This window comes from Mesorhizobium sp. B2-5-4, from assembly GCF_006441095.1.
GTDB classification, from domain to species: domain Bacteria; phylum Pseudomonadota; class Alphaproteobacteria; order Rhizobiales; family Rhizobiaceae; genus Mesorhizobium; species Mesorhizobium salmacidum.
Genome location: NZ_VFUR01000033.1, coordinates 1 through 13835 on the forward strand (window position 1 = coordinate 1; position 13835 = coordinate 13835).

The window sequence follows — 13835 nt, forward strand, 5'->3', positions numbered from 1 at the left end:
ACTCCAAAACCCCTTCGGGCCAAAAGTGTTACCCATGTCTCCGGTATAAACCGTAACCTATGTGTCCGGAACGGACCCGAAGCAGGATGGCGGAGAGGATGGGATTCGAACCCACGAGAAGCTTTTGACCTCTACTCCCTTAGCAGGGGAGCGCCTTCGACCACTCGGCCACCTCTCCGTTGAGCCGCTGGATAAAGAAAAGCGGCGGCACAATCAACAAGCCCGCGTCATTATATGGAAAAATAAGAGCGCAGCGGATCGCGGCTTTGCTCGATGCGGCGGATCTGCGGCAATTCCCTGGCTGGCGACTCGCGACCTCGCCATAATTCCGTCCTCCGATCGCCGGATTCGGCTGGAAACAAGCGGTTGCGGCGGCCCCGATGGTTAACGAGAGCTTTCTGAGTGAGGCCAAATCGTATCATTTGTGCAACAACGGTGGGGGATAGCAGACGAACGGCCCTTTCGCCGGTACGATCGTTGTTGAACGCCGCTGGCTCACGCTGGAATGTCGGTTTCGGTGGAGTGGGGCCCAACCAAGAAGTGCTTCGACAGTAAGTCACCGCCCATGAAATTTGCTGGTGTCCCAGCCGGGACGCTAAAACTTGACATTCGCATGTCTGACCTGGACGCGCCGGACTTTGCGCACGGCGGCGGTAGGGTGGCGTATTCCGGAGAGGCCCTGCCTTATGGCGCGTTTTCATACCGAGGACCCTGTCCCCCGTCGCCGCATACCTACCAATTCACTGTCAAGGCACTAGACGTCAACGGTAAAACTGTCGGGACGGCGAAGGCAAGAAAGCGCTTTCCGTAGGGCACAGTATCAGAGCATGATGCCGAAAAGTGTGAGGCGGTTTCGGCCGATGCTCTATCTCTTTGATTTAGAGGAGGAATTGGATTTCAGGTCGAGTTGACCTGAAATCTGGAGGCTCTAACGGAGCGCTGGTCTTATCGAAACGCTAAGCAGACTTTCGTGGGGTGCCCCACGAAAGTCTGCTTAGATTCTCTTGTTATTCGCAGGTTGTGATCGCAAAACCATGGGACACTTTTGCAGAACCTGCTTAGCCTTGATTAGCTGATCAATGGCCGTTCTCAGCCCGATCGAGGAAGGAAGCAATCTCTTCCGGCAAAATGCCGGTTTCCAGGAAGGGCGCGTGTCCCTGGCCGTCGGCCGTGATCGCCTCCATGCCGGGATGGCGCTTTTTCATCTCTTCAAGCGTGGCGTCGGAGAGAAGCTTTGAATTGCCGCCTCTTATGGCAAGCAACGGCACGGTGACCAGCGCGTCGAACCGAGGCCACAGATCCGGCAGCGGCTTGGTGACGTCGACGCCGGCCAGCGTGTCGATCAGGGCCGGGTCGAAATCCGGCAACAGCCCCTGATCCGTCTCACGGTAGAGCGCCCCAACCATCCGCGTCCAGTCGCCCTCGGTTAGCGCTGGAAAATCCTGGCCGTGAACGCTGCGCTGGGCAGCCATCGCCTCGGCGAGGGTTTTCGGCTTCGGTGCGCGTTCGAGATAGGACTGGATGTGAGCGAGACCCGCGGGTTCGATCACTGGCCCGATGTCGTTGAGCACGATGGCTTTCAGCGCCGCCGGCTGCATCGCGCCAAGCACATGGATGATCAGCCCGCCGCGCGAGGTGCCGATGAAGGCCGCCTGTTCGATGCCGAGCGCCGCCAGCCCGGCAAGGACGTCGCCGGCTTCGATGCCGACATTATAGTGGCTGACATCGGGATCGTAGGCCGACTGCCCGCGTCCGCGGTAGTCGAAAGCGACGACCTTACGCGCAAGGGCGGATCGCGTCGAGAGATGGAGCGCAAGCTCGTGAAAATCCCGCGCGTTACGTGTCAAGCCAGGCAGACAGACGACCGGCCAATGTGCGGAATTCGCTTCGCCATAGACGCGCGCGTGAAGTCTCAGCCCATCTGGCGCCGCATAGAAGAAGTCGGAGAAATCTGGATTGCTCGACATGGGACGGGCTCTTTAGCCGAAGGATCGTCCACGACTGCTACAGACGGAGCGCCGGAGGGTCAAACGGGAAAGGCTCCTCCTTCTCCTCGCAAGGCGAGGGCAAGAGCCTCAGCCGCGCCCGTTCACGAGATCGCCGACGATGTCGTACTTGCCGGAAATACGCATCTTGTAGACCTCGTAATTCTCCATCACGCGCTGCACGTAACTTCTTGTTTCTGTGTAGGGAATCCGCTCGATCCAGTCCACCACCGCATCGATGTCCTTGCCGCGCGGGTCACCGTATTTCGCCACCCACTGGCTGGCTCGGGTCGGGCCGGCATTGTAGCCCGCGAAGGTCAATACGTACGAGCCATTGAAGCGATCGAGCTGTTCGCCGAGGAACGCCGACCCAAGCGTTGCATTGTAGCCGGCGTCGGTAGTCAGCCTGGTCTGCGAAAACTGTAATCCGGCCTTCTTCGCCAATTGCTTGGCGGTTCCCGGCATCAGCTGCAGCAGTCCGCGTGCGCCGGCACTGGATACGGCGCCGATATTGAATTCGCTTTCCTGGCGGGCGATCGCATAGGCCAGCGCCTTGCCCGAACCGGAAATATTGGCCGAATCGGGGATGACGCCGAGCGGATGCGACAGCGCGCCGACATCGATGCCGCGCGCCCCGGCGATCTTGCCGATTTTCAGCGCCATGAAATGGTTGTCCTGCTTTTCGGCAAGGACAGCGAGCAGCGCCAGTTCACCCGGGCTGGTCAACTGCCCGGCAAGGTCGCGATAGAGCGTTTCGGCATAACGGTCGTAGCCTGCCTCCTGCAGGCGCTTGATGGCCGAGACGGCCTCGCGGCCGGCAAAGTTCTGCCGGTCGGCGGCACTTGGCTGGGGATAGACGATGTTGAGCGCCTGCCGGCCGACGCGTTCGGCGGCTAGCTGGCCGTAAAACGTCGTGCCGTAGGTCGCCGCACGCCCAAGATAGTCCTTGGCATTGCCGGGGCCACCGACTTCCGCCGCGCGGCCGAGCCAGTAATAGGCGCGCGACAGGGTCATCGGCCCTTGGGCAAGGTCGGCGATACGCGCGAAATGCGTCGCCGCGAGCTTGGGATCGTTCAGGCCGCGCAGCGCATACCAGCCGGCATGGAATTCGGCTTCCGCCGCATTGGCCGCGCTTTCGGCGGCATGCGTGGCGACTATTTTGTAGGCGGTCTTCATGTCGCCCTGGTCGACCAGTTCGCGCGACAGCACCCGGCGTTCGACCCACCAGGCATCCGGATCGACCAGGGATTCCCGGTCTGCCGGCGCTTTCATGACAATTGTCGCGGCGCCCGCAAAATCCTTCTGCTTGCGCAGATATTCGGCCTGCGCGAAGAAATAGCCGGCCGAGCGTTGCGCCACCGGCACAGTCTTCAATAGTTTGGCAGCATTCTTGTCGCCCTTGTCGGCCGCCGCCCAGGCGTCGGCAAGCTGCTGGGCGCCGGCGAGGCCGGCGACACGCAAGGCGGAATTCACCCGGTTGGCATAGAACATGCGCTCCATGCGAAAACGGTGATCGGCGGCGGGAACAAGGCTGCCGAATTCCTTGATCAGAGCCGTCTCGTCCTTGGCTTCCAGGATCGCGGTGCGCCAGAACGGCGACAGCACCGATCGCGCCGCCTTGGCGTTGCCCGACGACACATAGGCGCGCGCGAGAACCATCACGCCTTCGACTGTCTGCGGCTGGCTGCCGTCGAATGCCTTGACGACGACATCCGCCGCCGGGTTCTCGCGATAGAGTGCGCGCTCGCTGTTCTTGCGCAATGCAACGGTGCCCGGCCAGTTGGGCAGCATCTTCGCGGCCGTGGCGATGTCGCCGCTCGGAACCTTGTCGCCCCCGTAGAGCGCGATCGCCCAGGCCAATATGTGCTGGTCGAGCGATTGTGCGGGTAGCGCATCGCGCACACCGCGCGCGCCGGGAATATCGCCAGCCGCCAGCGCATCCAGTCCGCTTTTCAGGATCGTGACGGCGGGTGAAGGGTCCTGTTGCGCCTTGTCCTGTACACCAGGCATCGGGATGGCCGAGGTGACCCGCACATCGACGCTGCCGCTGATCGCCACGCCGGGCATCAGCGCGGCGATGGCGCCAAGAAGCGCGAACAGGTGGGGCCGACTGGGCGGCATGATTTCGTGTCTTTCCTTAATCCAGCATTTTACCTGCGGGCAAAGAAGCCTTGAAGCCTAAGCTTAGGTCGTGAAGGGCTCGTAAACAAAGGGTTGTCGAGGCCGTTCGAATTACGCCTGCTGGCACCATGGCAATGCTTGCCGCGCAACAATGTCGAGACTATGGTGCGCCGCTTCGCTTTCGGTTAGAAGGCGCGCACGACAAAACACCGATGCATGTCGCCCAAAAGTGGATACCGGTTTTGGGGCAGCGACATGCATAACCGACAAAGTGCATGTCGCCCAAAAGTGGATACCGGTTTTGGGACCGCGACATGCGTGAACCAAGAAGTCCCAAGGAGTTGGACGACATGCTGAGAGGCTCGCTTACTGCGCTCGTGACACCGTTCGAAAAGAGCGGGCGTTTCGACGAGAAAGCCTTTCGCGCGTTCGTCGAATGGCAGCTTGGCGAAGGCACCACGGGCCTTGTCCCGGTAGGCACCACCGGCGAATCCCCGACGCTGTCGCATGACGAGCACCGCCATGTCGTCAAGGTCTGCATCGAGGTGGCCAAGGGCAGGGCGCCTGTCGTCGCCGGCGCTGGCTCCAATAACACCGTGGAAGCGGTAGGTTTGGTGCAATATGCCGAAAAGGCCGGTGCCGATGCAGCCCTGGTCGTCACGCCCTATTATAACAGGCCGACGCAGCGCGGCCTGTATGAGCATTTCGCCGCCGTCGCCAGGGCGACCAGCCTGCCGATCATCATCTACAACATCCCGCCTCGCTCGGTGATCGACATGACGCCGGAAACGATGGGCCGGCTGGCGCACGACTTCAAGAACATCGTCGGCGTCAAGGATGCGACCGGCAAGGTCGAGCGCGTGTCCGAGCAGCGCATGACCTGCGGCAAGGATTTCATCCAGCTTTCCGGCGAGGATGCCTCAGCACTCGGCTTCAACGCGCATGGCGGCGTCGGCTGTATTTCGGTGACCTCGAACGTTGCGCCGCGGCTGTGCGCCGAGTTTCAGGAAGCGACGCTCTCCGGCGACAGCGCCAAGGCGCTGGAACTGCAGGACCGCTTGCTGCCGCTGCACAAGGCGATCTTCATCGAGCCCGGCGTGTCCGGCGCCAAATACGCGTTGTCGAAGCTGGGCAAGGTCGAGAACGTCGTGCGTTCGCCGCTGGTCACCATCGAGCAGTCGACGGCCGAAAAGATCGATGCGGCCATGAAGCACGCCCGCTTGATTAATTAACGAGTCCGTTTGGAAACTCTACTCCTGCGGCCATCTGAAGGCGCCACCTGCGCTTCCGGTGCTCGCGTACTATATGTACGCTCCGCTCCGGTTCGGCGCGTGGCCCCGAAAGCACTTCGCTTTCGGAAAGGACCATGCGCAAAGTCGGATTTCTAGAGCGTCCTTTGCGCGTTAAAAAACGCGCGGCGCTCTAGTAGCACCATCATCTGACTCGCAGGAGCGAGTTTCGAAACGGATTCTAGACGTTATGAACCAAGTCAGAAAAGCCGATCCCAACAACAAGACAGTTGCGGAAAACCGCAAGGCGCGGTTTTCCTATGAAGTGCTCGACACGATCGAGACAGGCCTGGTGTTGACCGGAACCGAGGTCAAGTCGCTGCGCCAGGGCCAGGCCAACATCCAGGACAGCTATGCCTCGGTCGAAGGCGGCGAGATCTGGCTGATCAATTCCTATCTGCCGGAATACCTGCAGGCCAATCGCTTCAACCACGAGCCGCGCCGGCGCCGCAAACTGCTGCTCAACAAGCGCGAGATGGCAAAACTATCGCAGAGCGTCGACCGCGAAGGCATGACGCTGGTGCCGCTGAAAATCTATTTCAACGACCAAGGGCGCGCCAAGCTGCTGCTTGCAGTTGGCCGCGGCAAGAAACTGCATGACAAGCGCGAGACCGAGAAGCAACGCGACTGGTCGCGCGAAAAGGGCCGGCTGCTCAAGGAACGTGGGTGATCGGGAGATAGCCTGGAAAAGTCACGGTCGGGTTTTCAACGTCGAACAACCGGCACGTCCAACAGGGGATGGTCTTGAAGAAGCGGATTGTCCTCTGGGGCCTGGCCAATCTTGCCCTGGCATGTGTCATTGCCGTGGCCTATTTCCGCACCTACTCTCCCGACCGCGACCGATATCCGGTCAGGGGCATCGACGTCTCCCATCATCAGGGCAAGATCGACTGGCGGCGTGTTGCCGCCGACGATGTGGCTTTCGCCGTCATCAAGGCGACTGAAGGCGGCGACCATGTCGATAATGCCTTCGCCGGCAATCTGCGCGAGGCCCGCGCCGCCGGGCTCGCCGTCGGCGCCTATCATTTCTTCACCTTCTGCCGGCCGGGCGCCGATCAGGCCAGGAACTTTATCTCGGCGGTTCCGCACGATCAGCCATTGCTGCCGCCGGTCGTCGACATCGAGTTCGGGGGCAACTGTCCGCAGCGCCTGTCACCCGAGCAACTGAATACGGAACTGAAGGATTTCCTTGGACCTGTCGAGGCTGCCTTCGGCAAGCCGGCGATCATCTATCTGACGGATGAAGCCGAGGCTGCCTATGCTGGGCAAATCGCCGCTCGCCCACCCTGGCTACGCTCGCTGCTCATGGAACCGGACCGCCGTGACTGGATCTACTGGCAGTACCACAACAGCGGGCGCGTGGACGGCATAGAGGGGGACGTCGACCTGAACGTTTTGCAGGGTGGGCCGGAGAAGTTGGCGGCTCTGCTTGCCTCCACACCTTGATGGACAGACCCGATCCGATGCCGGCTGGTTCTTCAGAAGCCTGCCATGCCCCTGAAACCATTCACGTTCCAGCTGATGTCGAGACAGCCAGCTTTTCCCTGGTGCCGCGTCGGCCCATCGCCGAATAACCCATCCCGGCGGCCATGATGGCGATGGCCACGCATTGGATAGCCAGCGGGGTCTCGCCAAGCACGACCATGCCGACCAGCACGGTGGCGACCGGCACACCCGGCAGGAACAGCGATGCAGCCTGCGAGCCCAATCGGTCGACAATGTAAGTATAGAGGAACATCGCGGCAGCGCCCGCGAGAAGACCTTGAATGACGATCTGGCTGGCGATTTCGGCGCCTGCGGCGGCATGGAGGCCGCTTGGCGCAAAGACATAGAGAAGTGGCAGTGGCAGGCAGGACAAAAGCACGACGCTCGCGGTCGCCGTGACCGGGTCGACACGCCATCGCTGCACAAGAATGGCATGTGTGGAAAACATCGCGCCCGATCCGATAAACAGCAGGTCGCCGAACAGGACATCACTGGCGCCGGTGCGCGCCGGCGCTATGAACAGCAACAAGCCGGTGATGATCGTGGCGACGCCAATGATCCGCCGACGCGACGCGCTTTCCCTGAACAGCGACAATAGGAACGAGAAGAACACGATCGAGGCCGGGCAGAGCGCCGCGGCATGGGCGGCGGGCGCGTGGGTCAGGCCCCAGTTGATGATCAGTGGATAGGGCAATCCGGCCAGTGCCGCCAACGTCAGTCCACGCCGCCAGCCCAGCGCCTTCATGGTGGCCAGGCCGCGCCTCCAGACGATCGGCAGGAACACCGCGCCGGCACCGGCAAAGCGCAGGCTGGCCATGTCGGTGGCCGTCAGATGCTCCCTGAGGCTGAAGCGGGCGGCGACGAACTGCGCTGCATAGATGGCGATCATGACAAGGCCGGCGATCACCGCCAGTCTTGTGTCTCCGGTGTCTCGTCCGTCCGCCATGTCGGTTCCGCCGGATGTTCATGTCGCCAGGAGGAGACAGTTGCGATGAAGCGCAGCCTATTGTCGAAATGGCCGCGACAAAATACGCTGTTTTTTACAATTTGAAGTGTAATTCACGCAAATAGGATGGCTTGAACGTGAATCCTGAACCAGTCGACCTGGACGCCGTCGACCGCAGTCTTCTGCGACTGCTGCAGGAAGATGGACGCCGCACCACGCTCGACCTGGCAGCGCGCGTCGGCCTGTCGCCGACCGGCGCCAGCCAGCGCGTGAAACGCCTGTTTCGCGATGGCTTCATCACCGCCGTCAGGGCGGTGCTCAATCCGGCAAAGATTGGCCGCGGCATGCTTGTCTTCATCGAGGTACGGCTTGATCACGCGGCCCCGCATATCTTTGACCGCTTCGCCGAGGCGGTCGCAAAGGCGCCCGAGGTCCTGGAATGCCACATGGTCGTCGGCGGCTTCGACTATCTCGTGAAGGCCCGCATTGCCGAGATGGCCGACTATCAGGACTTTCTCAAACGCGTCATCCTGCCACTGCCGGGGGTGAAGGAGACACATACCTATGCCTCGATCGGCGACGTGAAGCCGGATGCCTTGCTGCCGGTGTGAGCAGGCACCGGAGACCGCACGGTATCCGAGAGCTCAGTTCTTCAGGAATGCCGCGATCTCGCCAAACACCCTGACGAACATGTCTTCGGTCAACACACCGGTATTGGTGTTGTAGCGCGAGCAATGGTAGCTCGAAAACAGCATGATGCCGCCGGCTTCCAACTGGCCGCCATGTTTGAACGGATAGGTGGCGACGCGCCCGCCCAGTGCCCGCACGGTCGACTGGTGCGCGATCGATCCCAGCGCCAGCACGGCGCGCAGGTTGGGAAAGCGAGCGATAGTCGGCACCAAAAATGTCCGGCATGTGGCGATCTCCGCACCCACCGGCTTGTTCTCCGGCGGCACGCAGCGCACCGCGTTGGTGATCGCCGTGCCGACGAGCTCCAGCCCATCATCGGGCCGCGCCTTGAACTCGCCGCGTGCGAAGCCGTGGGCAATCAGCGTCGAGTAGAGCAGGTCGCCGGCATAGTCGCCGGTGAACGGGCGCCCGGTGCGGTTGGCGCCGCGCAAGCCAGGCGCCAGACCGACGATCAGAAGCCGGACGGTATCTTCGCCGCCCAATGGCAGGAAGGTCGGCACCGGCGCGTTGAACCATGACGGCTCGCGCTGCCGCCATTCGGCGATGAAATCATGCAACCGCGGGCAGAGTGGGCAGTCGCGGCTGGGTTCGGCAGCGGGGAGGGCGGTCAAGTCGACCGGCCTCAGTAGTCGTCCTCATCGACTTCAGCCGGTTCGGGCCGCCTTACGGGCCGCTCCGAGGGATCGCGGCCGACTTCGTTCTTCAGCGTCGCCAGGTCGATGAAATGGTCCGCCTGGCGGCGCAGGTCATCTGAGATCATCGGCGGCTGCGAGGCCATGGTCGAGACGATCGACACCTTGCGGCCACGCCGTTGCAGCGCCTCGACCAGCGTGCGGAAATCGCCGTCTCCGGAGAATATGACATAGTGGTCGACGACGTCGGCGAGTTCCAGCGCATCGACGGTGAGCTCGATGTCCATATTGCCCTTGATCTTGCGGCGGCCGGTCGAGTCGGTGAATTCCTTGGCCGGCTTGGTCACCACCTTGAAGCCGTTATAGTCGAGCCAGTCGATCAGCGGCCGGATCGAGGAGTATTCCTGGTCCTCGACCAGCGCGGTGTAATAATAGGCACGCAACAGGTAACCGCGCTTGTGGAAGCTCGCCAGGAGCTTGCGATAGTCGATGTCGAACCCGAGCGCGCGCGATGTGGCGTAGAGATTGGCGCCGTCGATGAACAGGGCGATTTTTTCACGGGGATCGAACATGGAAATAGTCCTTTTCGAAAAAAAACGGCCGTCTAAACGAAATGTGGTAGCGACTATCGGTCAGGCTCATAATAAACCGGCCGACCTTGGACAAACCGAGATAACGCCAGTTTGGTGGCAATCCAAGGGCATGTGGCGCACTGCAAGCAATTGTGATCGCGGCGCCGAGCCCTGGACCCGGCCGGCTTTGCTAGATCGGGAGTTCGATATTTGAGACTGAGTGCCCTGTGGGCACGCATTGCCATGATGCTTGTATTTTGGCGCTGTTCGGGTTATGGACCGCGCCTGTTTTCCATTACATCCAGGCATGAAAGGGGCAATCCATGGCCCGCGTAACCGTTGAAGATTGCATCGACAAGGTCGACAACCGCTTCGAGCTGGTGCTTCTAGCCGGCCACCGCGCTCGTCAGATCAGCCAAGGCGCACAGATCACCGTGCCGCGCGACAACGACAAGAACCCGGTCATCGCGCTGCGCGAGATTGCCGACGAGACGCTGTCGCCCGACGATCTCAAGGAAGATCTGATCCATTCGCTGCAGAAGCATGTCGAGGTCGACGAGCCCGAAGCCGATGGTGAAGTGATCGCCGACCAGACTGGCGGTGCCGTTGCTGCCGCCGACGCGGACGACACCGAGGACAACGTCACCTTCGATCGCATGACCGAGGAAGACCTGCTGGCCGGCATCGAAGGTCTGGTTCCCCCGGAAAAGAGCGACGACTACTAAGCCGGCCTCCGTTCCGGGCGGTCGCTGGAACAATCTTCCGGCACTTCCGTCCCGGCGGTTTCGTGGCTATCTATGACATGCGCCGTACAGCAGTGCGGCGCATGATTCATTTCATCGCCGAGAGATTTAGCCCATGATGCGTCAGTATGAGCTTGTCGAGCGCGTCCAGCGCTACAAGCCTGACGTCAACGAGGCGTTGCTCAACAAGGCCTATGTCTACGCCATGCAGAAGCATGGCCACCAGAAGCGCGCTTCCGGCGACCCCTATTTCTCGCATCCGCTCGAAGTCGCAGCCATCCTCACCGAAATGCATATGGATGAGGCCACGATCGCCGTCGCCCTGCTGCACGACACCATCGAGGACACCACGGCGACCAGGGCCGAGATCGATGAGCTGTTCGGTCCAGAAATGGGCAAGCTGGTCGAAGGGCTGACCAAGCTGAAGAAGCTCGACCTCGTGTCGAAGAAGGCGGAGCAGGCGGAAAACCTTCGCAAGCTTCTGCTGGCGATCTCGGAAGATGTCCGCGTGCTCCTCGTCAAGCTCGCCGACCGCCTGCACAACATGCGCACCCTCGACCATATGCCGGAGGCCAAGCGCCTGCGCATCGCCGAGGAAACGATGGACATCTATGCGCCCTTGGCCGGGCGCATGGGCATGCAAGGCATGCGCGAGGAGCTGGAGGAGATAGCCTTCCGCTTCATTAATCCGGAAGCCTATCGCGCCGTTACCGCCCGGCTCGCCGAAATCTTCGAGCGCAACAAGGATGTGCTGTCCGAGATCGAGAAGGCTCTTTCGGGCCTGTTCGAGAAACACGCCATCAAGGCCGGCGTCAAAAGCCGGCAGAAGAAGCCGTGGTCGGTGTTCCGCAAGATGGAGGCCAAGGCGCTGTCCTTCGAGCAATTGTCCGACATTTTCGGCTTCCGCGTCGTGGTCGACTCTGTCGAAGACTGCTATCGCGCGCTGGGAGCCATCCACACCACCTGGTCGATGGTGCCCGGCCGTTTCAAGGATTACATCTCGACGCCGAAACAGAACGACTACCGTTCGATCCACACCACCATCGTCGGTCCTTCGCGCCAGCGCGTCGAGCTGCAGATCCGCACCCGCGAGATGAACAAGATCGCCGAATATGGTGTCGCCGCCCATTCGATCTACAAGGACACTGGCGGCAAGACGAACGGCGCCGTGCACGCGATCTCGAAGGAGACCAATGCCTATGCCTGGCTGCGGCGCACCATCGAGCAGCTGGCAGAGGGCGACAACCCGGAAGATTTCCTCGAGAACACCAAGCTGGAGCTGTTCCAGGACCAGGTGTTCTGCTTCACGCCGAAGGGCATGCTGATTGCCTTGCCGCGCGGCGCCACGCCGATCGATTTCGCCTATGCCGTCCACACCGATGTCGGCGATACCTGTGTCGGCGCCAAGGTCAATGGCCGCATCATGCCGCTGATGACGGAATTGAAGAATGGCGACGAGGTCGAGATCATCCGCTCCAAGGCGCAGGTGCCGCCGGCCGCGTGGGAATCGGTCGTCGTCACCGGCAAGGCGCGCGCCGCCATCCGCCGCGCTACCAAGAATGCGATCCGCAAGCAGTATTCCGGCCTTGGCGCGCGTATCCTGGAGCGTGCCTTCGAACGAGCCGGCAAGACCTTCACCAAGGAAAGCCTGAAGCCCGTCCTGCACCGGTTGGCGCGCAAGGACATCGAGGATGTGCTGGCATCCGTCGGTCGCGGCGAACTGGCTTCCACCGATGTCATGAAGGCGGTCTTCCCTGACTACAAGGACGAGCGCGTCACCCCCGCGGCTCCCAAACAGCGCGAGGAGGGCTGGTCGAAGATCCGCAACGCCGCCGGCATGCTGTTCCAGATTCCGGGCCGGGCCGCGCGCAAGGACAAGGACCAGCCAGGCGCCGGCGCGGTGCCGATCCGTGGTGTGCGCGGCGACCTGCCGGTGCGCTTCGCGCCGGAAGGCGCGGTCCCTGGCGACCGCATCGTTGGTATCGTCCAGCCGGGCACCGGCATCACCATTTATCCGATCCAGTCGCCGGCGCTGCAGGCTTTCGACGACCAGCCGGAGCGCTGGATCGACGTACGTTGGGACATCGACGAACGCACCAAGGAACGGTTTCCCGCGCGCGTCTCGGTCACCGCCATCAACGCGCCGGGCTCGCTTGCCGACATCGCCCAAGTCGTTGCCTCCAACGACGCCAACATCCATACGCTGTCGATGGTGCGCACCGCGCCCGATTTCACCGAAATGCTGATCGATCTCGAAGTCTGGGACCTGAAGCATCTCAACCGGCTGCTGTCGCAGCTCAAGGACAATTCGAGCGTCAGCGATGCGCGGCGCGTCAACGGCTAGCGATAGCCGACCATGGGGGACGAGATGAATACCGACGAAGTGCTGGGCATATTCCGTGAGGCTGGCGCTGTTCTGGAGGGTCATTTCATCCTGACGTCGGGCCTGCGCAGTCCAGTCTTCCTGCAGAAGGCACGGGTGTTCATGCATGCCGACAAGACCGAGCGGCTGTGCAAGGCGCTGGCCGAGAAGATCCGCGCCGCGATCCCAGGCAAGATCGACTATATCGTCGGGCCGGCGATCGGCGGGCTGATCCCGGCTTACGAAACTTCGCGCCACCTTGGCGTGCCGGCGATCTGGGTGGAGCGGGAAGGGGGCGAGTTCCGCCTGCGGCGCTTCGAGATTGACCGGGGCGCGCGCGTCGTCATCGTCGAGGACATCGTCACCACCGGATTGTCGATCCGCGAAACCATCGATTGCCTGCGCGCCCTTGGTGCAGAGGTGGTCGCGGCCGCCTGCATCATCGACCGATCGGCCGGCAAGACCCATGTCGGCGTGCCGCTGATCGCGCTTGCCGAATATGAGGTCCCAGCCTATCCGCCGGACAGATTGCCGCCGGAGCTTGCCGCCATCCCGGCCATCAAGCCCGGCAGCCGCAACATCTGAGGAGGTCGCATTGATCGTCGGTATCGATCATTTCGTGCTGACGGTGGCATCGCTCGACGCGACCTGCGCCTTTTATCAGCGCGTGCTGGGCTTCGAACGCATCGACACGCCGGGCCGGCCTACGGCACTTGCCTTCGGCAACCAGAAGATCAATGTCCACGAGATCAGCCGCACCTTCGAGCCGAAGGCGAAGTCGCCGACGCCCGGATCCGGTGACTTCTGCCTGATCACCGACCGGCCGCTCGATGAATTCCTTGCCGGCCTCGAGGCCAATCACGTAACGGTGGAACTCGGGCCGGTCGAACGCATCGGCGCGCAGGGGCCAATGATGTCGGTCTACTTCCGCGATCCGGATGGCAACCTTGTCGAAGTCAGCCAGTACCTGCGGTAGCATAGCGATCATTGGCTGCGACAATTAGCCGAAA

The 13835-nt window shown here is 61.9% G+C and carries 14 protein-coding genes and 1 tRNA gene; 9 read left to right on the plus strand and 6 right to left on the minus strand.

All coding sequences use genetic code 11. The features are described 5' to 3' along the window. Nucleotides 1-87: 87 nt before the first annotated feature. Nucleotides 88-178, minus strand: a tRNA-Ser gene (locus tag FJ492_RS27040). A 327-nt stretch (nt 179-505) separates the two neighbouring features. Here FJ492_RS27040 and FJ492_RS27045 point away from each other — a divergent pair. Next, the gene (locus FJ492_RS27045; protein WP_281408180.1) at nt 506-811 is read left to right on the plus strand and encodes a phospholipid-binding protein; all 306 of its coding nucleotides are present in this window, start codon (nt 506-508) and stop codon (nt 809-811) included. A 265-nt stretch (nt 812-1076) separates the two neighbouring features. Here FJ492_RS27045 and FJ492_RS27050 read toward each other — a convergent pair whose 3' ends face one another. Then, on the minus strand, nt 1077-1967 hold the full coding sequence (locus FJ492_RS27050) for an alpha/beta hydrolase (RefSeq protein ID WP_140717122.1): 891 nt from the start codon (nt 1965-1967) through the stop codon (nt 1077-1079). A 108-nt stretch (nt 1968-2075) separates the two neighbouring features. Further along, nucleotides 2076-4106: a lytic transglycosylase domain-containing protein gene (locus FJ492_RS27055; RefSeq protein WP_140773318.1), complete on the minus strand. Its 2031-nt coding sequence runs from the start codon at nt 4104-4106 to the stop codon at nt 2076-2078. Nucleotides 4107-4456: 350 nt separating this feature from the next. On the opposite strand from FJ492_RS27055, the gene dapA reads away from it, so the two are divergent. From dapA to FJ492_RS27070, 3 genes are all read left to right on the plus strand, one after another. Then, nucleotides 4457-5338 (plus strand): 4-hydroxy-tetrahydrodipicolinate synthase, encoded by an 882-nt coding sequence (gene dapA, locus FJ492_RS27060; protein ID WP_140506241.1) that lies wholly within the window; start codon nt 4457-4459, stop codon nt 5336-5338. 247 nt (nt 5339-5585) lie between these two features. Beyond that, complete coding sequence (gene smpB / locus FJ492_RS27065; protein WP_027144197.1) at nt 5586-6065, plus strand: SsrA-binding protein SmpB; 480 nt, start codon at nt 5586-5588, stop codon at nt 6063-6065. A gap of 74 nt (nt 6066-6139) precedes the next feature. After that, on the plus strand, nt 6140-6841 hold the full coding sequence (locus FJ492_RS27070) for a GH25 family lysozyme (RefSeq protein WP_140773320.1): 702 nt from the start codon (nt 6140-6142) through the stop codon (nt 6839-6841). A gap of 61 nt (nt 6842-6902) precedes the next feature. Here the strand turns inward: FJ492_RS27070 and FJ492_RS27075 are convergent, their stop codons facing one another. Beyond that, nucleotides 6903-7826 (minus strand): DMT family transporter, encoded by a 924-nt coding sequence (locus FJ492_RS27075; protein ID WP_140773322.1) that lies wholly within the window; start codon nt 7824-7826, stop codon nt 6903-6905. 137 nt (nt 7827-7963) lie between these two features. On the opposite strand from FJ492_RS27075, the gene FJ492_RS27080 reads away from it, so the two are divergent. Continuing rightward, the gene (locus FJ492_RS27080) at nt 7964-8437 is read left to right on the plus strand and encodes an Lrp/AsnC ligand binding domain-containing protein (RefSeq protein ID WP_015318584.1); all 474 of its coding nucleotides are present in this window, start codon (nt 7964-7966) and stop codon (nt 8435-8437) included. A 33-nt stretch (nt 8438-8470) separates the two neighbouring features. Here FJ492_RS27080 and FJ492_RS27085 read toward each other — a convergent pair whose 3' ends face one another. After that, nucleotides 8471-9127: a uracil-DNA glycosylase gene (locus FJ492_RS27085; protein WP_140746705.1), complete on the minus strand. Its 657-nt coding sequence runs from the start codon at nt 9125-9127 to the stop codon at nt 8471-8473. Between the two features lie 11 nt (nt 9128-9138). After that, nucleotides 9139-9720 (minus strand): NYN domain-containing protein, encoded by a 582-nt coding sequence (locus tag FJ492_RS27090; protein WP_027144193.1) that lies wholly within the window; start codon nt 9718-9720, stop codon nt 9139-9141. A 323-nt stretch (nt 9721-10043) separates the two neighbouring features. On the opposite strand from FJ492_RS27090, the gene rpoZ reads away from it, so the two are divergent. The 4 genes from rpoZ (at nt 10044) to FJ492_RS27110 (ending at nt 13801) form a co-directional block, all read left to right on the plus strand. Then, the gene (gene rpoZ / locus FJ492_RS27095; protein ID WP_027144192.1) at nt 10044-10445 is read left to right on the plus strand and encodes a DNA-directed RNA polymerase subunit omega; all 402 of its coding nucleotides are present in this window, start codon (nt 10044-10046) and stop codon (nt 10443-10445) included. 133 nt (nt 10446-10578) lie between these two features. After that, a complete protein-coding gene (locus tag FJ492_RS27100) occupies nt 10579-12807 on the plus strand; it encodes a bifunctional (p)ppGpp synthetase/guanosine-3',5'-bis(diphosphate) 3'-pyrophosphohydrolase (RefSeq protein WP_027144191.1) in 2229 nt (742 codons plus the stop codon). Between the two features lie 24 nt (nt 12808-12831). Continuing rightward, complete coding sequence (gene pyrE / locus FJ492_RS27105) at nt 12832-13410, plus strand: orotate phosphoribosyltransferase (protein ID WP_140506003.1); 579 nt, start codon at nt 12832-12834, stop codon at nt 13408-13410. A 10-nt stretch (nt 13411-13420) separates the two neighbouring features. Next, nucleotides 13421-13801: a VOC family protein gene (locus FJ492_RS27110; protein WP_181165874.1), complete on the plus strand. Its 381-nt coding sequence runs from the start codon at nt 13421-13423 to the stop codon at nt 13799-13801. Nucleotides 13802-13835: the final 34 nt, after the last annotated feature.